Source organism: Streptomyces sp. GD-15H (assembly GCF_045291515.1).
In the GTDB taxonomy this organism is placed as follows: domain Bacteria; phylum Actinomycetota; class Actinomycetes; order Streptomycetales; family Streptomycetaceae; genus Streptomyces.
Window position 1 is genome coordinate 4145847 of record NZ_CP149447.1, and the last position, 20315, is coordinate 4166161.

23 protein-coding genes and 1 pseudogene are annotated in these 20315 nt (G+C 70.7%); 17 read left to right on the forward strand and 7 right to left on the reverse strand.

Annotated elements, in window-relative coordinates; all coding sequences use genetic code 11:
* The first annotated feature begins 543 nt into the window (after nt 1-543).
* Nucleotides 544-831, forward strand: a complete 288-nt coding sequence (locus WJ438_RS19370; protein WP_406726373.1) for a DUF4190 domain-containing protein — start codon at nt 544-546, stop codon at nt 829-831.
* Between the two features lie 196 nt (nt 832-1027).
* On the opposite strand, the gene ppk2 is transcribed toward WJ438_RS19370, so the two are convergent.
* Entirely contained in the window at nt 1028-1984 is a 957-nt protein-coding gene (gene ppk2, locus WJ438_RS19375) for a polyphosphate kinase 2 (RefSeq protein ID WP_406726374.1), read from the reverse strand.
* A 32-nt stretch (nt 1985-2016) separates the two neighbouring features.
* Nucleotides 2017-2250: a DUF6411 family protein gene (locus WJ438_RS19380; protein ID WP_406726375.1), complete on the reverse strand. Its 234-nt coding sequence runs from the start codon at nt 2248-2250 to the stop codon at nt 2017-2019.
* Nucleotides 2251-3911: 1661 nt separating this feature from the next.
* Here WJ438_RS19380 and WJ438_RS19385 point away from each other — a divergent pair.
* From WJ438_RS19385 to WJ438_RS19415, 7 genes are all read left to right on the forward strand, one after another.
* The gene (locus WJ438_RS19385) at nt 3912-5465 is read left to right on the forward strand and encodes an ATP-binding protein (protein ID WP_406726376.1); all 1554 of its coding nucleotides are present in this window, start codon (nt 3912-3914) and stop codon (nt 5463-5465) included.
* 2 nt (nt 5466-5467) lie between these two features.
* Nucleotides 5468-5875, forward strand: coding sequence for a roadblock/LC7 domain-containing protein (locus WJ438_RS19390; RefSeq protein ID WP_406726377.1), 408 nt, complete (start codon nt 5468-5470; stop codon nt 5873-5875).
* A complete protein-coding gene (locus WJ438_RS19395) occupies nt 5872-6237 on the forward strand; it encodes a DUF742 domain-containing protein (RefSeq protein ID WP_406726378.1) in 366 nt (121 codons plus the stop codon). The genes WJ438_RS19390 and WJ438_RS19395 overlap by 4 nt, the downstream gene beginning before the upstream one ends.
* Nucleotides 6215-6823 carry a GTP-binding protein gene (locus WJ438_RS19400; protein ID WP_406726379.1) on the forward strand — a complete coding sequence of 203 codons (609 nt, stop codon included), beginning with the start codon at nt 6215-6217 and terminating at the stop codon, nt 6821-6823. The genes WJ438_RS19395 and WJ438_RS19400 overlap by 23 nt, the downstream gene beginning before the upstream one ends.
* On the forward strand, nt 6820-8094 hold the full coding sequence (locus WJ438_RS19405) for a cytochrome P450 (RefSeq protein WP_406726380.1): 1275 nt from the start codon (nt 6820-6822) through the stop codon (nt 8092-8094). Before WJ438_RS19400 ends, WJ438_RS19405 begins: the two co-directional genes overlap by 4 nt.
* Nucleotides 8095-8155: 61 nt before the next feature.
* Entirely contained in the window at nt 8156-9409 is a 1254-nt protein-coding gene (locus WJ438_RS19410) for a cytochrome P450 (RefSeq protein ID WP_406726381.1), read from the forward strand.
* Nucleotides 9410-9671: 262 nt separating this feature from the next.
* Nucleotides 9672-10328, forward strand: coding sequence for a DUF1326 domain-containing protein (locus tag WJ438_RS19415; RefSeq protein WP_406726382.1), 657 nt, complete (start codon nt 9672-9674; stop codon nt 10326-10328).
* A gap of 287 nt (nt 10329-10615) precedes the next feature.
* Here the strand turns inward: WJ438_RS19415 and WJ438_RS19420 are convergent, their stop codons facing one another.
* Nucleotides 10616-11452, reverse strand: coding sequence for a DUF2182 domain-containing protein (locus WJ438_RS19420; protein ID WP_406729739.1), 837 nt, complete (start codon nt 11450-11452; stop codon nt 10616-10618).
* Between the two features lie 357 nt (nt 11453-11809).
* Here WJ438_RS19420 and WJ438_RS19425 point away from each other — a divergent pair, with 357 nt between their 5' ends.
* The 4 genes from WJ438_RS19425 to WJ438_RS19440 all read left to right on the forward strand — a co-directional run bounded on the left by WJ438_RS19425 (nt 11810) and on the right by WJ438_RS19440 (nt 14203).
* On the forward strand, nt 11810-12220 hold the full coding sequence (locus tag WJ438_RS19425) for a hypothetical protein (protein ID WP_406726383.1): 411 nt from the start codon (nt 11810-11812) through the stop codon (nt 12218-12220).
* Nucleotides 12221-12303: 83 nt separating this feature from the next.
* On the forward strand, nt 12304-13023 hold the full coding sequence (locus tag WJ438_RS19430; RefSeq protein WP_406726384.1) for a DUF6766 family protein: 720 nt from the start codon (nt 12304-12306) through the stop codon (nt 13021-13023).
* A 453-nt stretch (nt 13024-13476) separates the two neighbouring features.
* On the forward strand, nt 13477-13899 hold the full coding sequence (locus WJ438_RS19435) for a CBS domain-containing protein (RefSeq protein WP_406726385.1): 423 nt from the start codon (nt 13477-13479) through the stop codon (nt 13897-13899).
* Nucleotides 13900-13975: 76 nt separating this feature from the next.
* Nucleotides 13976-14203, forward strand: coding sequence for a DUF6480 family protein (locus WJ438_RS19440; RefSeq protein ID WP_406726386.1), 228 nt, complete (start codon nt 13976-13978; stop codon nt 14201-14203).
* A 40-nt stretch (nt 14204-14243) separates the two neighbouring features.
* On the opposite strand, the gene WJ438_RS19445 is transcribed toward WJ438_RS19440, so the two are convergent.
* The gene (locus tag WJ438_RS19445) at nt 14244-15065 is read right to left on the reverse strand and encodes an SDR family oxidoreductase (RefSeq protein WP_406726387.1); all 822 of its coding nucleotides are present in this window, start codon (nt 15063-15065) and stop codon (nt 14244-14246) included.
* A gap of 413 nt (nt 15066-15478) precedes the next feature.
* Nucleotides 15479-15955, reverse strand: a complete 477-nt coding sequence (locus WJ438_RS19450) for an SRPBCC family protein (protein ID WP_406726388.1) — start codon at nt 15953-15955, stop codon at nt 15479-15481.
* 390 nt (nt 15956-16345) lie between these two features.
* On the opposite strand from WJ438_RS19450, the gene WJ438_RS19455 reads away from it, so the two are divergent.
* From WJ438_RS19455 to WJ438_RS19475, 5 genes and pseudogenes are all read left to right on the forward strand, one after another.
* Nucleotides 16346-16948: a flavodoxin family protein gene (locus WJ438_RS19455; RefSeq protein WP_406726389.1), complete on the forward strand. Its 603-nt coding sequence runs from the start codon at nt 16346-16348 to the stop codon at nt 16946-16948.
* A 133-nt stretch (nt 16949-17081) separates the two neighbouring features.
* On the forward strand, nt 17082-17660 hold the full coding sequence (locus tag WJ438_RS19460) for a HemK2/MTQ2 family protein methyltransferase (RefSeq protein WP_406726390.1): 579 nt from the start codon (nt 17082-17084) through the stop codon (nt 17658-17660).
* A gap of 85 nt (nt 17661-17745) precedes the next feature.
* Nucleotides 17746-17949, forward strand: coding sequence for a CDGSH iron-sulfur domain-containing protein (locus tag WJ438_RS19465; protein WP_406729740.1), 204 nt, complete (start codon nt 17746-17748; stop codon nt 17947-17949).
* Complete coding sequence (locus WJ438_RS19470) at nt 17946-19016, forward strand: iron-containing redox enzyme family protein (RefSeq protein WP_406726391.1); 1071 nt, start codon at nt 17946-17948, stop codon at nt 19014-19016. The genes WJ438_RS19465 and WJ438_RS19470 overlap by 4 nt, the downstream gene beginning before the upstream one ends.
* Nucleotides 19017-19028: 12 nt before the next feature.
* A pseudogene (locus tag WJ438_RS19475) lies at nt 19029-19268 on the forward strand (thiamine pyrophosphate-dependent enzyme); the annotation flags it as partial.
* Between the two features lie 190 nt (nt 19269-19458).
* Here WJ438_RS19475 and WJ438_RS19480 read toward each other — a convergent pair.
* Together WJ438_RS19480 and WJ438_RS19485 are read right to left on the reverse strand one after the other, a co-directional pair.
* Nucleotides 19459-19605: a hypothetical protein gene (locus WJ438_RS19480; protein ID WP_406726392.1), complete on the reverse strand. Its 147-nt coding sequence runs from the start codon at nt 19603-19605 to the stop codon at nt 19459-19461.
* Nucleotides 19606-19747: 142 nt separating this feature from the next.
* Nucleotides 19748-20095, reverse strand: a complete 348-nt coding sequence (locus WJ438_RS19485; protein ID WP_406726393.1) for a DUF1330 domain-containing protein — start codon at nt 20093-20095, stop codon at nt 19748-19750.
* Nucleotides 20096-20315 lie beyond the last annotated feature (220 nt).

A 20315-nucleotide genomic window follows, 5' to 3' on the forward strand; every position in this document is an offset into this window, starting at 1 on the left:
TTCCGGCCGGAACCGCTTTTCCTTCGCGAAGAGCTGCCCGCCGAAGCAAGACGAGAAGATCACAGCCCGGGTTGCGGCGGGTCCGTCGCCGTCCCGCGAGCCCCCCGGCTCCGGTGCAGGACATGGTCTTGACAACCCCGCCTACGACGCTGACAGCAGCCCGACCACTGCTGTTCTCAGTACTGTTGGTCGCGCCCACCGCAGCAGGCCGCCTGAGACGACGCCCCCCGGCTCCTGCGTGAGGGCGTTCTCCGACTGGTGGGCTCCCTGGAACGCGGTCGTCGCAGTCGGCAACATCACCGGCGAGCGGCAGGACGGACATCGTCGCGGGCCACGCCCGTGGAAACCCGCGGTGCCACAGCGGTGACGGTGATGTCAGGGAGTCCGTTCGGCGGACGTACGAGGATCACTACGGACCGGCAGGGGCACGAGGCCGCCGTGTAAGGAGCATCGGCCTCGTGGCGCCCGCTTTCGGACAAGCAGGTCAAAACTAAGGAGAGTGCGGCCTGTTCGGTCCGTGCAACCGGCAACCGGGATTATCCCATGACGAGTTACGGCAGTTCCTCTGCCGCGTCCTCCGGATCGCGCACCGATGGCCCGGCGATCGCGAGTCTCTGCTGCGGCATCGTCGGACTGTTCGTCCTGAGCATCGTTCTGGGCCCCTTGGCCATCATCTTCGGTGCCCTCGCCCGCCGCCGGGCAGCAGTCAAGAACGGCGCCGGAACGGCGAAGGCCGGCATCATCCTCGGCGTCGTCGACGTGGTCCTCTGGCTCGTGCTCCTGGCCGTCGCCGCCGGCAACGGCGGATTCAGCTGGTACGTGGGCGGCTAGCCGTGCTGTCCCGGGACGGTGGTGATACGCGGACCGGGTGCTCGGAGGGGTGAGGGCCTTCGGGGTCCGGGGTCCGGGGTGGCGCGGAAGTGGCCGCCGAGGCCGACGTGCCGGTCCGCGGAACGCGGGGAACCAGGCGATCCACCCCGTCAGGCCGCCGCCTCCCGGATCTCGGGGAACCTCACAGCCCGTGGCGTCAGTCGGTCCCGGGGTGCTTGCCGGGCCCCTCGGCGCGGGGGGACAACGGAGTGGGTGACAGGGCGGTGTCCTCCTCACCGGGCTCCAGAAGGGTGTCGGCGGCGCCGACGATGAGGGGGTCGGGTGTGCCGACCGCCTCGCCGTCCTTGCTGGCGTAGTCGATGCGCGACAGCAGACTGCGCATGGTCTCCAGCCGGGCGCGCCGCTTGTCGTTGCTCTTGACGACGGTCCAGGGGGCGTGGGCGGTGTCCGTGGCGCGGAACATGTCGACCTTCGCCTCGGTGTAGTCGTCCCAGAGGTCCAGCGACGCCAGGTCGGTGGGCGAGAGCTTCCACTGGCGCACCGGGTCGACCTGCCGGATCGCGAAGCGCGTGCGCTGCTCGGAGCGGGACACGGAGAACCAGAACTTCACCAGCAGGATGCCGTCGTCGACCAGCATCCGCTCGAAGGCCGGGCACTGGTCGAGGAACAGCTCGTACTCGTCCTTGGAGCAATATCCCATCACGCGCTCCACGCCGGCCCGGTTGTACCAGGAGCGGTCGAAGAAGACGATCTCCCCGGCCGTCGGCAGATGCGCGACGTGCCGCTGGAAGTACCACTGGCCCCTCTCGCGTTCGGTGGGTTTGTCCAGGGCGACCACGCGTGCGCCACGCGGGTTGAGCCGCTCGGTGAACCGCTGGATCGTGCCGCCCTTGCCCGCCGCGTCACGCCCCTCGCACACGACGACCAGGCGTGCGCCGGTGTCCTTGACCCACCGCTGGAGCTTGAGCAGCTCGATCTGCAGGACGCGCTTGGTCCGCTCGTACTCCTTGCGGCTCACCTTGCGGTCGTACGGATGGTTCTCCCGCCATGTCCGGAGGGAACGCCCGTCCGCGTCCAGCACGATCGGCTGCTCTCGCCGCCGGGTGTCCACCGTCAGCCCGTCCAGCAGCTTGTCCGCGTCTTCGGCGTTCATCACCTGGCTCCCCGCTCGGTTCGCACAGCCGGTCACAAGGGCATACGGCCGCGGGAGCGGCGGCCTGCCGAACCGCTGCGGCTCACCGCACGCGAACCGGTGTGGAAGGGCTTGCTGAAGAGCCGGCCCAGGATGCCGGGCGCCTTGCCGCCGGCCCGCGCCCCGGCGCCGAGCGTACGTTGCGTGCCGCGTTCGGGATGGCGGGAGGGACGGGGGACGAGGAAGGCCAGGACCACACACACGGCGATGACGGCGACGACTGCCATGATCGGCTCCCTTCGCTGGTGGACGGACATACAGGTGCCCCGTCCCGCCCCGCCCATGTGAGCAGCGAAGGCCCCGGTCCGGGACCGGTCCGGTCACCGGCCCTCACGGCGGAGAAGACCGCCACGCTCCCGGCGCTCATGACTCGACAGGACACCCGACGACCGAAGCGCCGAGGATCTCCCGGGACCGGGCCGTGCGCACGACCCCCGCGACCAACGCGCCGGGCACGGCACCAGCGATCACCCTGACGGCAAGCACGGGTGGCCCCTGTCCCGGCGCTTCGCGGATCCCGCCTCCCTGACCAGGCTCCGGGCTGGGGAACCGCTGCACGCTCCCCGTCTGCGCTTCCCGGGTCAGCTCTCGGTGAACCGCTCCGGGTTCGGTGGGGACTCGGGCCTGTTCCGAGTCGCGTGGAGTCGGGACAGGTGCGAGTGGTCTGCCCCGGGTCTGAGGGAGTCGGGGCAGATCAGCCGCTCCCCGTGCGGGCCGATGACGGAAACGGCTGGGCGGACGGCCACTGCCGGCAGGGCTCGGGCCGAAAGCGCGAACCCCACCCTCACCCCCGAATATCGGGGCGGGGCGGGCACCGGCTGCCGTGACTGCCGTGACTGCCGTGAACGGTCAGCGGGTGCCGACCGCACGGCCCGGCGGCCGGCCCGGCGGAGCATCTCGGCCGGGGTGACGGTGTCGTTCCGCGCCTGGACCGAACCGGCCTGGGACGACGAGGTGGTCGAGGCAGCGGTCGCGGCCGAGAGAAGTGGCGTGATGCCTGCGACGGCGAGACCACCCGCGGCAACTTCCGCCAGGGCGAGGCAAGTTCGGCGGCTCACCCTGGAACGAAGTGGCATGGTTCGTCCTTCAGGCGGAGGAGTGATCGACCGACGCGCGTGGGAGGAATTCGGCCGGGACGTCGGCGGCATTTCCACCGCCGGACGACAGTCATCATGCTCACTTCAAAATTCTCACCCCACCCCGCACACACGCCGGATTTTCACCCTTCCCTCGCGCGCCGGAGGGCCTGAAAGGCGACATGGTGCCGATATCGGATATCCGAAACCGCGCGGAGAAGAGTGGCGAGCGGCTGGAGAGAACCACCCGCTTTCGCAAACCCTGACCGCGACACCCGGAGCCGGACTCCGCATCCCTCAAGTGAGCGCTCGGTTCGCCTGGAAGTCGTTCCCTGTCGAGTTCTGCGTGTCGAGGGAGCCCCCGTCAGGAATCGACGCGGGGAGACGCCGCACCGCCTGATGACCTGTCGGCCGGTTTCCCCTCACCGCACCCCTTCCCTGTCCGGCCCGCCCAACGGGGTCCCCGCGCCCGGTGACCTGGGGGTCGGCGTGCCCAAGGGGCAATCGGGCAAAGCCGGTTCGCAGAACGCGACGCCTCCGCTGGGGTGAATCGAAGATACGATCTTCGAACAACCTCTGGTGCAGAAATGGTCCTCCATGAAGACGATGACTGACCCGGGTCATGCCGACGGTGCGTCCAAGGCTTCGCGCCCCCGTACTGCCGCTCACCCAGTCCTCCCCCCACCGCGCATCTCTTGATGTCCTACACCTCGCGTCCACCGGACATCGACTTACCGCCGACTCAAAGGTTTTCCATGGCTCGTTCCCCCGCGTCCACTGTCAAACCCCGAGGGAGCAGCACCCTGTGGGCAGTGGCTCTCGCGCTCACGTTCCTCGCGTTCTCAGCGGCCATGGTGCCCGTCGCCGACATCGGCGTGGCTGCGGCCGCGGCCTATGCGGCCGTCTCCCTTCTGGCCCTCGGCTGCCTCGTCCGCCTGAACGGGCAACACCGGGCAGGCGTGGCGGAGGCAGCACGCCTGCACGCCGAGATACGTGAGCGGGAGGCGGAGGCCGCGCGCCGCGATGCCGACTGGCACGCATATGTGCGCAAGCAGTCCGGTGCGGCCCTCCAGGAAGCGGAGTTCCTCGTGGCGGAGCGGCTTCCCGCCGCTCTGGGCAGGAACGAGGTTCCCTCGTCCCCGGAGAGCGGTGAGCCACTGGTGGTGGAGCTCTCCAAGTGGTTCGACCGGTTGCTCTCGGATGTGTCCGAGGCGATCAACGACCGTGAGGAGTCGCAGCGCATCGCGCTGGTGGAGCTGGCGAGCCGGGTTCAGACCTCGGCGCACCGGATCCAGGCCACGATCACGGGTGTGGCGGAGCGTCACCCCGGCGACTCGGACCTGCTCGAGGCCACGATGCAGGTGGACCACGCGGCAACGCAGCAGGCCAGGCACGCCCAGAGTCTCAAGGTGCTGTGCGGGGAGTGGCCGGGCCAGCAGTGGCAGAAGCCGCTGGCGCTGGTCGACGTGGTGCGCGCCGCTTCGGGCCGGATCGTCTCGTTCAAGCGTGTCGAGGTGACCGGCGATCCCGATGTCGGCATCACCGCGTCGGTGGTCGAACCTCTGATCCACCTCGTCTCGGAGCTGCTCGCCAACGCGACCGAGTACTCACCGCCGAGGACCAGCGTGCCGGTCACCGTGCGCACGGTGCAGCGCGGCGCGGTCATCGAGGTGGATGACGGCGGCCTGGGCCTGGACGAGTACCGGATGGCCGAGGCGCGCGAGATCGTCTCGGGCCGCCGCCTCCTGGGCGTCGGAGACGTCGGCGAGATCCCGCAGACCGGTTTCGCGGTGGTCGGCCGCTTCGCGCACCGCCACGGTTTCAGCGTCGACCTCGGCCCGTCACCGTACGGTGGCGTCCGTGCGGTGATCCTGGTGCCTCTCGAACTCCTGAAGACCCTCGCGCCCGCCGGGGCGCCCGGCGGACGCGTGCTCCCCGCACAGCCCCCTGTTCCACCGACGCCGCCGGCCGCCGCGCCCTCCCCCGAGCCCCCGCCGGCCGCCGCCCCCGATCACTCCGTTCCCGTACAGGCCCCGGAGCCCGCCGCCGAGCCCGCCCCGTCGACCGAGCCGTCCCCGCCCGCCGCGCGTGTTCCGGGCGCCCGTCACCGCCGGCTGCCCCAGCGCCGGTCGCGGCGTGACGGATACGTTCCCGCGGTGGAGGAGGCGCCGACCGCTGTCACTCCGCCGGGTTCGCCGGAGGACGCGGGCGACTGGATGGAGCAGTTCTTCGAGGGCGGCCGGACCACGCCCCCCTCGACCGGATCCGCGCCCCCGCCGTCCGGATCCGCGCCTCCGGATCACACCTCGTACGACCCTCCGTACAGCCCCTCCCCCAACCCCGATTCCTCGGAAGGACAGATGTGAGCATGAATTACGTGGAGAACCCGGACCAGCGCGGCTGGATGATCTCCGAGGTCGCCGCAGTGCCCGGCGTACGGCTGGCGATCGTCTTCAGTTCCGACGGTCTGCTGCTGGCCAACTCGGAGGGCATGGACCGTGACCTGGCCGACCGGCTGTCGGCGAGCTGCTCGGGTCTTCAGTCGCTCGGCCGTGGTCTCGGGCGGGAGTTCGGTGAGGACGGCGGCGCCGTGCACCAGCAGATGGTGGAGTTCAACGGGGGTTTCCTGTTCATGCGCAGCGCCAACGGCGCGCATCTCGCCGTGGTGACGGGGCCGGTGGTCGACCCCAAGCTCGTCGCGCGGCAGATGCAGGCGCAGGTGATGAAGATCGGCGCGCGCAACCTCAGCAGCCCGCCCCGCCAGGGCTCCGAGTGAGCGGGCCGGGAGAGGGCTTCACGGACGGTGCGTTACGCCCGTACGTGATAACCAAGGGGCGCTCCCGGCCCTCTCGCAACACCATCGGCGTCGAAACGCTCCTGGTCGCGGTCGACCCTCCTCGGGCCCTCCCCGTCTCCGCCACCAGGGAGGAGATCGCCCTCGTACGGATGTGCGCGCAGCTCCTGTCGCTGGTGGAGGCCGCCGCCCATCTCCGACTGCCCGTCAGTCTGGTGAAGGTGCTGGCGTCCGACCTCGTCGACAGTGGACATCTGTCCGCGCGCTCCGGTATTCCACGGGCCGCACAGCCCGACAAGCAACTGCTACAGGAGGTACTGGATGGTCTCCGCCGGCTCCGCTGACCGGTATTTGCCCGACACGGTGCAGCAGGCCGTCAAGATCCTCGTCGTGGGCGCGTTCGGCGTGGGCAAGACGACGCTCGTCGGGTCCGTCAGCGAGATCGAACCGCTGCGCACAGAGGAGGTCATGACGGAAGCGAGTGTGGGCGTCGACGAACTGGCCGGTCTGGAAGACAAGACGACCACCACCGTCGCCATGGACTTCGGCCGTGTCACGCTCAACTCCCGGCTGGTCATGTATCTGTTCGGCACCCCGGGGCAGCGGCGGTTCTGGGATCTGTGGGAGGGGTTGGCCGAGGGCGCTCTGGGGGTGCTCGTGCTGATCGACACCCGCAGGCTGGAGGACAGCTTCGACGTCCTGGAGCAACTGGAGATCCGGGGGCTCCCGTTCGCGGTGGCGATCAATCAGTTCCCGGACAGCGAGGTGTACTCCGAGGAGGAGCTGCGCGGCGCACTCGATCTGCTCCCGGAAACACCCATCGTGACCTGCGACGCCCGCCACCGGACCTCATCGGTCGATGCCCTGATCACCCTGGTGCAACACGTGTCGGGCAGGAGTGCGGCGGGGGCCGCGGGGGCCGCCTCATGAACATGCTGCCGCCGCCGGGGTGCCCGGCGCACGCACACCACAGCAAGGGCCCGGTTCCGCTTGCCGCCGTGGTCGGTTCCTCCGACCCGCGTGCGGTGTACCGCGACCTCCGCGAGAAGTGGGGCAGCGTCGCGAAGGTCGAGCTGGAGCCGGGTGTGTCCGCCTGGCTGGTGATGGGGTACCGGGAGATGCTGGTCATCACCCGGCAGGAGCAGCTGTTCTCCCGCGACGCCCGCAACTGGCGTGATCTCAACGAGGGGATCGTCCCGCCGCATTCGGGGCTCCTGCCGATGATGGGCTGGCGCGCCAACGTCATCGGGGCCGACGGCCCCGAGCACCGGCGCCTGCGTAAGCCCCTCGACGACGGCATCGCGCGAATGGACCAGCGCAGGGTACGTCGTGAGGTGGAGGCGCTGTGCACGGATCTGATCGCGGCGTTCTCCGAGCGCGGCAGCGCCGATCTGGTCAACGAGTACGCCACGATCGTCCCGATGCTCTCTCTCGCCTCGCTGTTCGGCCTGGACAGTGAGGAGGGCCGCGAACTGCTCGACGCGCTCATCGCCCTGTTCGGCAGCGCGGACGACTCCCAGGCGGGTAACCGCAACTTCGAGCAGATCCTTCTCGACACGGTGCGCGAGCGCCGGCGGAATCCGGCCGACGACATGACGACGGTCTTCATCAACCACCCGAATCTGCGCAATGAGGCGGAGCGGCTGCAGTCGATCGTCGTGATGATCTCCGCGGGCAATGAGACGGTCACGGCGTGGATATCCCACACACTCCGTCTCATGCTCACGGATCCGCGGTTCGCCGCCCGGCTGCACGGCGGACGGCTCGGAGTGGACGACGCCCTCGACGAGGCACTGTGGCGCGATCCGCCCATGAACAACATGCCCGCCCGGTACGCGCTCCACGACACCGAGCTGGGAGGCCGGCCCATCCGCCGCGGCGACTGCCTCATCCTCGGGCTTGCCGCCGCGAACGACGATCCGGAGGTCCGACAGGACGGTCCGGACGACGGGTGGGGCAACCGCTCGCATCTGGCCTTCTCCGCGGGCCCGCATGTGTGTCCCGCGCAGGTGCCCGCACGGCTGATCACCCGTACCGCGGTGCAGACCGCTCTGCATCTGCTGCCGGACATGAGACTCGCCGTTTCCGCGGACGAGCTGACCTGGCGCCCCTCTCCCTGGACCAGGGTGCCGGTGGCGCTGCCCACCGTGTTCTCCGCAGCCCGCGTACCGGCCCGCGTGCCCACCGGCACGGGTCTGTGAACCCTCACACCCGAAAAGACCCCCGCACGGCGGCGGGTCCTGAGACAAGGAGCAGCCCAGCATGACGTCATCCACGAACTCCTCCGCCGAGGGGCACATCCCTGTCGTCACTCTGGATCCGCACGGAAAGGACCATCACGGCGAGGCCGCCAGGCTCCGCGAGCTGGGCCCCGTGGTGCGGGTCCGGCTGCCCGGGGAGGTGACGGCCTGGTCGGTGACCGACCACGCCCTGCTGAACGACATGGTCACCGACGCTCGTTTCAGCAAGGACTGGCGCAACTGGAACGCCATCATCCGGGATGAGATAGCGGACGGCTGGCCGCTCATCGGCATGGTGAAGGTCACCAACATGGTGACCTCGGACGGCCAGGAGCACCGCCGCCTGCGCAAACTCGTCACCCAGACGTTCACCCCGCGCCGGGTACAGGACCTGCGTCCCCGTATCCAGCAGATCGTGGGGCAGTTGCTGGACGACCTGCCGTCGCACGCCGCGGCCGACGGCAGCGTCGACCTCCGCCGGCACTTCGCGCACCCCGTGCCCATGCAGGTCATCTGCGAACTGTTCGGGGTGCCGGCCGACGAGCGTCCCCGTCTGCAGGAGCTGATGGACAACATCTTCCGCTCCGATCTGCAACCCGAGGAGGTCCAGGCGAGCCAGATCGAGCAGTACGAGCTGCTGGCGCGGGTGGTCGAGGGCCGTAGGCGTGAGCCGGGCGACGACCTCACCAGCGCGCTGATCGCGGCCCGTGCCGCCGACCCGGACGCGCTGAGCGAGGAGGAGCTGGTCGGCACGCTGCTGCTCATGCTCTCGGCGGGACAGGAAACCACGCTGAGCCTGATCACCAATGCGGTACGCGCGCTGCTGACCCATCCCGACCAGCGGGAGATCGCCGTACGGGGGGACGCGGAAACCTGGGCGAACGTGGTGGAGGAGACGCTGCGCTGGGATGCTCCGATCGGCAACTTCCCGTTCCGCTATCCACTGGAGGATGTCGAGATCGCCGGAGTGCGCATCCCGAAGGGCGAGGCGATCATGGCTCCGTTCAGCGCTGTCGGACGGGATACGGCCCAGCACGGCGAGGACGCCGACCGCTTCGACATCACCCGGGAGCAGCGCAAGCACCTGGCCTTCAGTAACGGCCCGCACTTCTGCCTCGGCGCACCACTGGCACGTCTGGAGGCGGCACTGGCCCTTCCCGCGGTGTTCGAGCGGTACCCGGATCTGTCGTTGGCCGTCGATCCGGACGACCTCGTGGCGGTGCCGTCCCTGTTCTCGAACAGTTCCTCGACGCTGCCGGTGCGGCTCGGGAACTGAGCCGCTGTGCGGCCCGGCGGACGGGGGGAGTGCGCGGCGCCCAGGTGGTTCTCCGTGATCTCCGGCATGACGACACGGCCCCGGCTCCCCCTCCGTTCTCGCAGGCGCGACGGTCTGACCTCCCGGTGCCTGGTTTTCCCTACCGGGACGTGAGGGGCAAGCTGGAAGGGAGGCGGCCTCGTCCTCCCGGGCGCGGGCTCGGGACACGCGGTCTCGCCACTCCGAGTGAGCTCCCCCTCGGGCTCGACAGGAGGGAAGCGAGATGACCGATCAAGTCACCACCGGTACACGCTGGCGCCTGGCCGGTGATTGGTTCGATGTGTGCAAGTGCGCCATACCGTGCCCCTGTACGTTCGCCCAGCCCCCGACCTACGGCGACTGCGAAGGCGTGCTGGTCTGGCACATCCGGGAAGGCGGCTTCGGCGACGTGCGGCTCGACGATCTCAACGTCCTGATGCTCGGCTCCTTCGTCGGCAACCCCTGGGCCGGCACGCACACCGACTCGTACGCCGCGGTCTTCCTCGACGAACGGGCCGACGAGCAGCAGCGCGCCGCGCTCGGGGCCATCTTCGGCGGTGAGGCGGGCGGGTGGCCCGCGCAGTTCGAGGAGATGTTCCACCCCGAGATGCGCGGCATGGACTTCGCCCCCCTCCACGTCGAGATCGACGAGGACCTCGCCACCTGGCGGGCCGAGATTCCCGGCCGGGTCACGGCCACCGCCGAGGCACTCACCGGCCCGACGACGCCGGACGGCGCACGCGTCCAGGTCCACAACGCCCCGGGCGCCGAGGTCGGGCCGGGCCAGATCGCCACCTGGGGACGGGCCACTGCCGACCGCGCCGACGCGTTCGGCTTCTCCTGGGAACGCTCGGGGAAGTCGAGCAAACACTTTCCGTTCGACTGGAGCGGTCCTGACTAGAGAGGACGCGTTGCCCGGGGGCGTGCCCGTGGGCCCTGTCGGCCGGCTTCGGGGCTGAGCCACCCGGCATCCGCGGCACGGCCGGTCCGCGGGTGCGCCGGAGCCGCATGAGCAAGGTCGCGGCCGGCAGCAGGAAGGCGCTGGTGAACCAGATCGCCCCCTTCCGGTAACTCCGGGTGCCCTCCTGTTCGGGATGTGCTCTCCACCCGTTCCGCGTGTCCGGCGCGGGTTCGTTCAGTTGCCGACGATCCGCCCGGCGGACGCACGGTCTTCGAGGGCCGGGTGAGTCACATACCGTCCCTCGTCGGCATCGGCGCCTGCAGCCCCGGCAGCAGCCAGTCCTGGAACGGCGCGAGCACGGCGAACACGAGAAACGCGACGCCCACGCCCCGGGCGAGCAGCGGACCACGGGACCACAGCTTCTCCACGAAGATCACCACGGCCAGCCCGGCCATCGCCGCCACGTTCATCACGCCGAGCGGGACCAGGACGACCATCAGTCCCGCGCAGCAGCCGACGCAGTAGGCACCGTGATGGACGCCCACCCGAAGGTCGCGGGCCGGCTGCCGGAACCCGACGTAGCGCACCAGGTGGTTCATGGGGTCGCGGCAGTGCCGCAGACAGACGTTCTTGAGGGGGCCGAGCTGGTACAGGCCCGCGAGCAGGAAGGCCGCGGCGCCGATCCAGCGCCCGGCGGTCGGATGGTCGTCCACCAGGCCGCCGGTGAGGGCCAGGGCCGCGTAGGCGAGCAGGCCGAAGGCGGTCCACACCAGCAGATACCCGCTCACGAACTCGACGGTGCGCACGGTCCGCGTCCAGCCGGAAGCCTGCCGGCCGATCCCGCGCACCCACGTGAGGGCCACCGGCGCCATGGACGGCAGCATCATGGCCGCCATCATCGTCAGCCACAGCAGCAGGAACAGCGGCAACGCCCTCCCCATCGTGCCGGGCTCGACCCCCATGTCCCGGGCCTGCCCGATCGTCAGCGCCCAGGCGGGCACCGCGATCAGGACGATCAGGAACCAGGCGGCGGCGAGGTCCCGAGCCGGCAGCAAGCCTCCGCCCGCTCCGGTCGGCGCGGGCGACCGGGCGGATGCGAGAGCGGAAGTCCGGCTGTGACGCATCGGCATGTACTCCTGCGGCTGGTTCCAGGACAGCACGCCTCCCTCTGCGGCGCGACCGCGCACGGCCCTGACCAAGCCGGTCGCACCGCCGGTACGGCCCCGTCCCGGCCCAGCGCCGGACAGCCCTGTCGCCCTCCGAGCCCACCGCACGGCACAGCAAGTGCCACGCCGGGAACGAGACGCACCCGCTGACCGCGATGTCACTCACCTCCGACCGCGTACGCCGCGCACGAACGCCCTGCCACGGTCCGCCTTCTTCCTCCGTGGCGGGGTTGATCGGCCGGGTGGGGGAAGGCCGGGGCGCGGTATCCGCGCGCGTGCGACTGCTTGCGGTGTACTGCCGGTGGAGGTGTGCGGATGGCCGGGCGCGCGTGTGGTGTGGCGGTTTCCGTCCTGCTGACCGTCTGCGGCGTCAGCGGGTGCGGCGCGGTGGCGGAACGGCGGGACGACGTACGCGAGACGGCAGCCGTGTTCGAGCAGGCCCTCGGTGAAGGTGCGTACGACCGTGTGTGCGCCGTTCTCGCGCCCGCGACCGTGGAGGAGCTGGAGCAGTCGGCCGGCAGCCCGTGCGCGAAGGCGCTGAGCGAGGAGGCACCGCAGCCGGGCGGTCCCGTACGGCGGACGGACGTGTACGGGAACCAGGCGCGGGCGGTGCTCTCCTCGGACACCCTGTTCCTCTCCCACTTCACCTCCGGCTGGAGGGTCGTGGCCGCCGGCTGCGAGCCGCGGCCGCGGGAGCCTTACCGGTGCCGGATCAAGGGCGGGTGAGGTGTGAGGGTCATGTTCACCGTGATCGTCGTGATCATCGCGGGCGGCCTCGCCTATATGGCCGCCCTGGGGCTGATGGACCGATGACCGAGCGCCCGTCCCAGGCCACGCCGCCGAAGCACCGGGGCTTGGGGGGCTTCGTGCGGGACAACGGACTCGGGCTGTTCTTCACCGTCACGTTCGTCCTGGCCCTGGTCGGGCAGGCGATCGCCGGACACGCCGACTTCAACAACCAGATGGCCGCGGACCCGCTCCAGCAGGTCTCGTTCGGCGAGTACCTCACTTCGTCCGACTTCGCCGTCGATGTGTCGGAGAACTGGCAGTCGGAGTACCTGCAGTTCTTCCTGTACATCGGGACGACCGTCTGGCTGCTGCAACGCGGTTCCCCGGAGTCCAAGGAGCTGCACAAGGTCGGCACCGAGTCGGACGAGGACCAGCTGGTCGGCGAGCACGCCAAGGAGGGCTCGCCCAAGTGGGCGAGGGCCGGCGGATGGCGGCGCGCGGTGTACTCGCACTCGCTGCTGCTGGTCATGGGAGCGATCTTCGTGTTGTCCTGGCTGGCCCAGTCGATCACCGGCACGGCCGCCTACAACGAACAGCGGCTACGGCAGCTGCAGGCCCCACTGAGCTGGGCCGATTACCTCGGCGCGGCGGACTTCTGGAACCGCACCCTGCAGAACTGGCAGTCCGAATTGCTGGCCGTCGCCTCGATGGCGGTCCTCTCGATCTACCTGCGGCAACGGGGCTCCCCGGAGTCGAAGCCGGTGGGCGCGGCCCACGGGGCCACCGGCGTGGAAGGCTGAGAGCGCAGGACCTGTATGTCGAAACCCGCGTGTGGGCGAGGGTGGCCGGATGTCCGTACGGACTCGCAGCACACGAACCCACCCGGTTCGCCAGGTGAACACCTGGCCAGGCCGATTCGCTCTCCGACAGGATCTGCGCGACCTGATCTCGGTGGGGGCGTTGCTGAGGGAGAGCACTGACCGGCGGTTCCCCACAGGTGTCCGCGCCCTGGGTGCGCGGGCGCCGGGCGACCGGCAGGGCCCGCCTCCGGACGCGGCCCACCCCACCGCCTCGGAAGCCGCCCTCGGTGAGGGAAGTCCCGCCCCGGTACGCGCATCGCGGTACCGGAACGATCACCGATCCCGGCCGTCGTCCACACGCCCCTGGTGACCACGTGAGGACCGGTCGCCCACGGGTACCCGGGAGGCCGAGCGGCGGTGAGCGCACCGCCCACTTCACGGAGGGACGGTCCCATGGCTCAGCATGTCAGCGACGTCATGACGAGCGCCCCGGCGACCGTCGGACCTCAGACCTCGGTGACGGCCGTGGCCCGGACGATGCGGGACGAGGACATCGGTGCCGTTCTGGTCACCGAGGGCGAGCGGTTGCGCGGCCTGGTCAGCGACCGCGACCTGGTGGTGCGCGCACTGGCCGGCGGCGGCGATCCGAACCGGACGACGGTGGCCGAGGCGTGCAGCGACGACCTGGTCACGGTGCGGCCCGACGACGACCTGGCCCTCGCGGTGCAGGTGATGCGCGAGCACTCGGTCCGCCGCGTCCCGGTCGTCGACGACAGCCGGCACGTGGTGGGCATCGTCTCCCTCGGCGACCTGGCCATCGAGCGCGACCCCGAGTCGGCTCTCGGCGACATCAGCGCCGCGAAGCCCAACAAGTAGCGCCCCCGTATGAGGGCGGTGCGATTTCCAGGAGAACCAGCCCATAGGCAGATGAGCGCCGAGAGGAGCGTGCGCCATGACGACTCCTGATCCCGACCCGAGGCGAACCCCGGGGACCGAACCAGGCGGCGGCGTGCCCCCCGGTGAGACGCCACCCGCCGAAGGCGGCACTTACGGCATCTCGCATCCGGAGCCGCCCGAGCTGCGCAAGGGCTGGGGACCGATGCCCCTCGCCCTGATCATGGTGGTGGTGGCGCTGGTGGCCATCGGACTGATCGCCATGGTGGTGGCCCTGATCGTGTGACGCTTGCCGCGCGTGTCCAGTGCCACGAAGGCGTGGGCGCTCAGGGCCGTCGCCAGGCGTCGTCGGGGAGATGGCTGCCGGCCTGCGGCCCCATCCGCAGCATTCCTCCGTCCACCACCCAGGAGGCGCCCGTGACATAGGACGCGTCCTGCCCCGCGAGGAAGGCGATCACGGCAGCGACCTCCCGGGCATCGCCCGGGCGGCCCAGCGGCACACCGGGCCGTCGCTCGGCAGTGACGTCGGTGTCTTCCTGGCCGGTCATCGGCGTGGCGATCTCACCGGGAGCGACGGAGTTGACGGTGATCCCGTGCTCGGCCAGCTCCAGCGCCATGACCTGGGTGAGCAGTCCGAGCCCGCCCTTGGCCGCGCAGTAGGGCGCGGCGCCCACACGTGGCTGATGCTCATGAACACTGGTGACGTTGATGATCCGGCCGCCGTCACCCTGGGCGATCATGTGGCGAGCGGCGCGCTGGGAACACAGGAGGGGCCCCACCAGATCGACGTCGACGACTTGGCGCACGGTACCGAGATCCAAGTCGAGGAAGGGCGTCATGGTGCCGGTCCCCGAGTTGTTGACCAGCACGTCGACCCTGCCGAGTCGCTCGGCCAGTCGGTCGATGCCCCCGGCCGCCTCCGGGAGCCGGGTGAGGTCCAGCTGCTCGATCTCAGCGCGGCGTCCTGTCTCGCGGATCTCCTCCGCCGTCCGCTGTGCGCCTTCGCGGTCACGGTGCCAGGTGACGCCGATGTCCATACCGGCTTCGGCCAGCCGGACCGCGGTGGCGCGGCCGATCCCGGAGTCGGATCCGGTGATCAGGGCCACGGGGACGGGACGGGGGCCTCGGACAGCGGGCTGCGGTTCCATCGCGGCTCCAAGTGAGTGCGGTTCAGGCGCGCGGCTGAGCGGGTGCGGTCAGGTCCCCGCCGACACGGCGGGGCCCGGCATGGCGGTGGTGGATGCTGAGGGCCCGGCGGATGACCGGCTGCGCGACCTTCCGTACGCGCACGGGCTCCGCCCGCCGGTCCTCCCGTGTTCCGTGTCGGCGGGGCTGCGGGCGCCGCACCCGCGGCGCCCGCCGCCTCCCCACCAGGTAGCTGCCGGGCACGCGCAGATCTCCAGGGGCTCGCCCGCCGAGGTGGAAACCCGGGGAAAGCGCGGGAGCGCGGTCCGCACCGCACAGCCCTCCTGCGCCAGGGCTTCGAGGTCGGCTCACCGGCCGCCCGCGCAGGCCTGCTGATCCAGCTCCCTCTACCGACCCGGCCGCACGGAACTCGTGATCAGTGGGCCGAACCGGAGTCCTCGGGCCGGACGCGTCCTCGCCAGGCGCCCGTCTCGCCCCCGCGCTGTTCGATGTAGTCCTTGAAGCGGTGCAGATCTCCCTTGACCCGGCGGTCGAGCACGCCCAGCACGTCCGCACCCTTCTCGGCCATGCCGGAGGGCTCGACGTCCATCGTGAGTTCCACTCGGGTGTGGGTGTCGTCCAGCCGCTCGAACCTGACCGATCCCCGTTGCCGGATCTCGCCGTCGACGACCCGCCAGGTGATGCGGTCGTCCGCGAGCTGGTCGACGATCTCGGTGTCGAACTCGCGCCGCACCCCGCCGATACTGGTCTTCCAGTGGTTGTGCCGCTCGTCGAGCTGCCGTACCTCCTCGACGCCCTCCATGAACTTCGGGAACTCCTCGAACTGCGTCCACTGGTTGTAGGCGGTGTGGACGGGCACCTCGACGTCCACCGCTTCCTTCACCGTGCTCATCGATTCCTCCTCGCTACGGTCGTTCCGTAGGACGCCGGGTACCCAGGCCCAGAGACATGAAGACCCGGGTGTCGCGGGGCGTGTCTCGCGGCACGGCGGACGCCCGGCCGCCATGAACGCCGAAACCGGGATCCGGGCCCCACCGGCTGGAGACCCTGCCGCCCGGCACTCCCGTTCCCCGCCGTCCCGGCGACCTCGCCTGCGATGTCCGCCTCAGGGCTGCCCCGGCAGGTGAGTCGATCGCATGTGAGGTGGCTGGCTGTCCCATCGTGCTGGCTGTCCCATCGTGCTGGCTGTCCGCCGTTACGTCCGGCGCCACGGGGTACCCGTGGGGCGCTGCCGGTGGATGGCCGTGCAGTGGGCCACCCTGTCCCCGACGTCGGAGCGGTCGTGAAAGCACTCGTCCTCAACTGCACTCTCAAGCGATCCCCCGAGCCTTCCAACACCGAGGCGCTGGCCTCCGTGGTCGCGGAGCGGCTCTCAGAACAGAACGTGCAGGTCACGTCCGTGCGGGCCGTCGACCTCGACATCGCCCCCGGCGTGGTCACCGACGCGGGCGACGGCGACGAGTGGCCCCAGGTCCACTCGAAGCTCCTGGAATCCGAGATCCTGATCATCGCCTCGCCCACGTGGCTGGGCAGGCCGTCCTCGGTGGCACAGCGCGTTCTCGAGCGCATGGACGCGATGATGTCCGAGACTGACGACGAGGGCCGCCCCGTCGCCTACAACCGCGCGGCCGGTGTGGTGGTCACCGGGAACGAGGACGGCGCGCACCACGTCATCAGCGAGATCTCCGGGGGCCTCGCCGACATCGGCTACACGATCCCCGGCCAGGCGTGGACGTACTGGCACCTCGGCCCCGGTCCGGGGCCCGACTACCTGGACGAGCAGCGGGGCCGCGACTGGGCGCACAGCACCGGTCGCACCATGGCCGACAACCTCCTCGGTGTCGCGCGGGCCCTGTCGGCGCTGCCCCTGCGGGCAGGTGGCTGAGAGAGGCGCCCATGACAGCCCCCATGCCGGTCCCCAAGCCTGCCGAATCCCTCACCGCCGCCCCCCGCCTCCGCTACTGGGTCCCCAGGGCGTGTATTCCCCTCAGACGGACACCGGGCTCCTGAGGCGGGCGATGCGTCGCGAGCGGATCACGGACGAGACGGACGTACTGGACCTGGGCACCGGAAGCGGCCTGCTCGCGGTGGAGGCGGCCCAGCTCGGCGGCCGGGTCACCGCGGTCGACATCTCCTGGAGGGCGATCGCCACCACCTGGCTGAACGCCCGGCTGAACGGGCAGACCCTGCGGGTGCGCCACGGCGACCTGGAGACGGCCGTACCCGGCCGCCGCTTCGACCTGGTGATCACCAACCCGCCCTATGTGCCCGCTCCGAGCACCGCGCCGCCCCGGGGCCCCGCCCGGGCCTGGGACGCCGGATCGGACGGCCGGCTGCTGATCGACCGCATCTGCGACAGCGCGCCGACGGTCCTGCGGCCGAAAGGGACGCTCCTGATCGTGCACTCGCACCTGTGCGGCGTCGACGCCACCCTGACCCGCCTGGAGGAAGCCGGTCTGCGCCCGGAGGTGGTCGACCGGGCCCGGTTGCCCTTCGGCCAGGTCCTGCGCTCACGGCTCGCCTGGCTGCGCGAGCAAGGTCTGACAGCCGACGGAACGACGGAGGAGCTGGTGGTGATCCGTGCCGAACACGCCTGAACGCCCCCGCCGCGTCCGCGTCCAGCGCGACGGGCCCCTGCTCATCGAGGGGCCGGTCGAAGTGGTCGGCGAGCACGGCGAGGTGATGGTCTCCGAGCGCTTCACCGTGGCCGTCTGCACCTGTCGCCGGAGCCGCATCTTCCCCTGGTGCGACACCAGCCATCGGCGCCGCTGCAAACCGTCCGGCCCGGACTCCCGTCCCGAAGGTCACGAAGGTCCTGAAGGTCCTGAAGGTCACGACACGGAACCGGGCCGCGCGGGAGAAGGCAGGAAAGGCGGAGCCTCATGACCGACTCCGACTTCGGCTCCCGGCGTCAGCTCCGGCTTCTGCCTCCGCCGCTGCCCGAGCCGCGCGGCCCGCTCTCCGCAGCGGTGACAGCCCTGCTGCGGGGATCGGGCCCCGGCGGTGTGGACCCCGGGAGCGTGCCGTCTCCCGACGGTTGTTCCGCCTACGGCGACGACCTGCAACTCGCCCTCTACGTCCTCTACGAACTGCACTACCAGGGCTTCCAGGGCGTCCCCGACAGCCTTGAGTGGGACAGTGGCCTGCTGGCCTGTCGCGGTGCGCTCGAGCATCGCTTCCTGAGCGCACTGCGCAGGGACGTGCCGGTGGACGACACGGACACGGCCCAGCAGGCGCTGGACGAACTCCAGCTCGAACCGGTCGGCGACGACGGCAGCGGCGTCTCCCCCTTCCTCCGCGACGAAGGCAGCCTCGACCACCTGCGTGAATACGCCGCGCTGCGCTCGCTGTACCACCTCAAGGAAGCGGACCCGCACGCCTGGGTCCTCCCACGGCTCCACGGGCGGGCCAAGGCGGCCATGGTCGCCGTCGAGTTCGACGAGTTCGGTGCGGGCCGCGCCGACGAGATCCACGCGGAGCTGTTCGCCGACCTCATGGAGGACCTGCGGCTGGACACGACGTACGGCCACTACGTCGACGCCGCGCCGGCCGAGGTGCTCGCCACCGTCAACCTGATGTCCCTGTTCGGTCTGCACCGCGCACTGCGTGCGGCGCTCATCGGTCACTTCGCCGCCGTCGAGACGACCTCGTCCCCGGGCTCGCGCCGTCTCGCCGAGGCGCTGCGCCGAGTGGGCGCGGGCCCGGCGGCCGTACGGTTCTACGCCGAGCACGTGGAGGCGGACGCGGTGCACGAGCAGGTCGTACGGCACGATGTCGTCGGCGGGCTCCTGGAGGGCGAACCGCACCTGGACGCCGAGGTGGTGTTCGGGATCCGCGCGACCACCCATCTCGAGGACCGTCTGGCGGCCCGGCTGCTCGGTGCCTGGCGCGAGGGCGCCACGGCACTGCGCGGGGACAGGCCGCTGGAAGCCGACATCCGCTCTTCGGCCTAGGCCCTGTCGTCTGCCGACGGCGCGAAGTTCGCGCACGGCGACCGCCCGGCCCTCGCGCTCGTCGGCGACGGGGCGATGCAGATGAACGGCATGGCCGAGCTGACCACCGTCGCCGAGTACTACCGGGAGTGGGAGGACCCGCGGCTGATCGTGGCGGTGCTGAACAACCAGGACCTCGACCAGGTCACCTGGGAGATGCGCGCCATGGAGGGCGCCCCGCAGTTCCCGCCCTCCCAGTCGCTCCCCGACGTCCGGAGCTTGCCGGTGGCCGCGTCGCGGGCCTCGACGACGTAGCCCCGGCCCTTGCGCTGCAGGAAGGCGACGATGCCGGCCTTGGGTGCGGCCCCCACCGGCGGGCGGGAGGCCGCCTCCGAGTTCTCCTTCGGAAGCCAGTCGAGGGACGCCTGCCAGCCCTTGGAGGTGTCGAAGCCCTCCGGTGCCTTCACCGACGGCTTCGGGACGCCTCGGCGCTCGGCGAGGAGCCGTCCGACCCCTCGTTCCCCGCTGGCCCGTCGTCACCGCCGCTGCCGCAGGCCGTCAGCAGCCCGACGGCCACCGCGGCGGCGACCGCCCCCCTCACGGTCCCCATCGTGCGCCTCCTTCGGCCGCGGGGAGGCAACCACGACCGGTGCACCCCCCGCACACAAGATCATCAAAATCATTGGAGGGCACAACATGTTGCTGGACAGTGGTTTCCGGGGGATGCCCCGACAAGCGCGCCCGCCGGTTCGCTACTCAGCGGGCAGGGCCTCTCGCATCGCCTTTGCGGCGCCGGTCGGTTCGTAGCCCTCGGGCACGCCTTCGACCAGGATGATGTCGCCCTCGATGTGCCGGGAGCGCAGCGGTGCGATCTCCCGGTATGCGGGTGAGTCCCACCAGGCCCGCGCCTCGGTGATCCCGGGGAAGCCGATCATCACGACGTGCCCGGGCCAGCTGCCCTCCTTCACCTCGTGCTGCGTGGCGTGCACGAGGAAGCGTCCGCCGTACGGCTCGAAGGTGGCGGGGATGCGCTCGATGTACTCGACGACCTCCGGGTGCGGAGCGGCCTCTTGCAGGTGGGCTATGACGTAGGCGGGCATGGTGTCCTTCCGGTCGGTCGAACTCCGTACACCGGGAGCATGGCACCCCGGTGCACCGGGGTCGATGACCTGACAGGTAAGCGGACCCCACCCGCAGCGCGGACTGGCGGCGCGCATCCCCTGCGTGCACGACCGATCGACCGGGGGAGGCAGGCTCCCTGTCGCCTGGTCGGTGCCTCGTCACGCTCTACGGTGACCAGGCGTGCGCCGATGCCCAAAC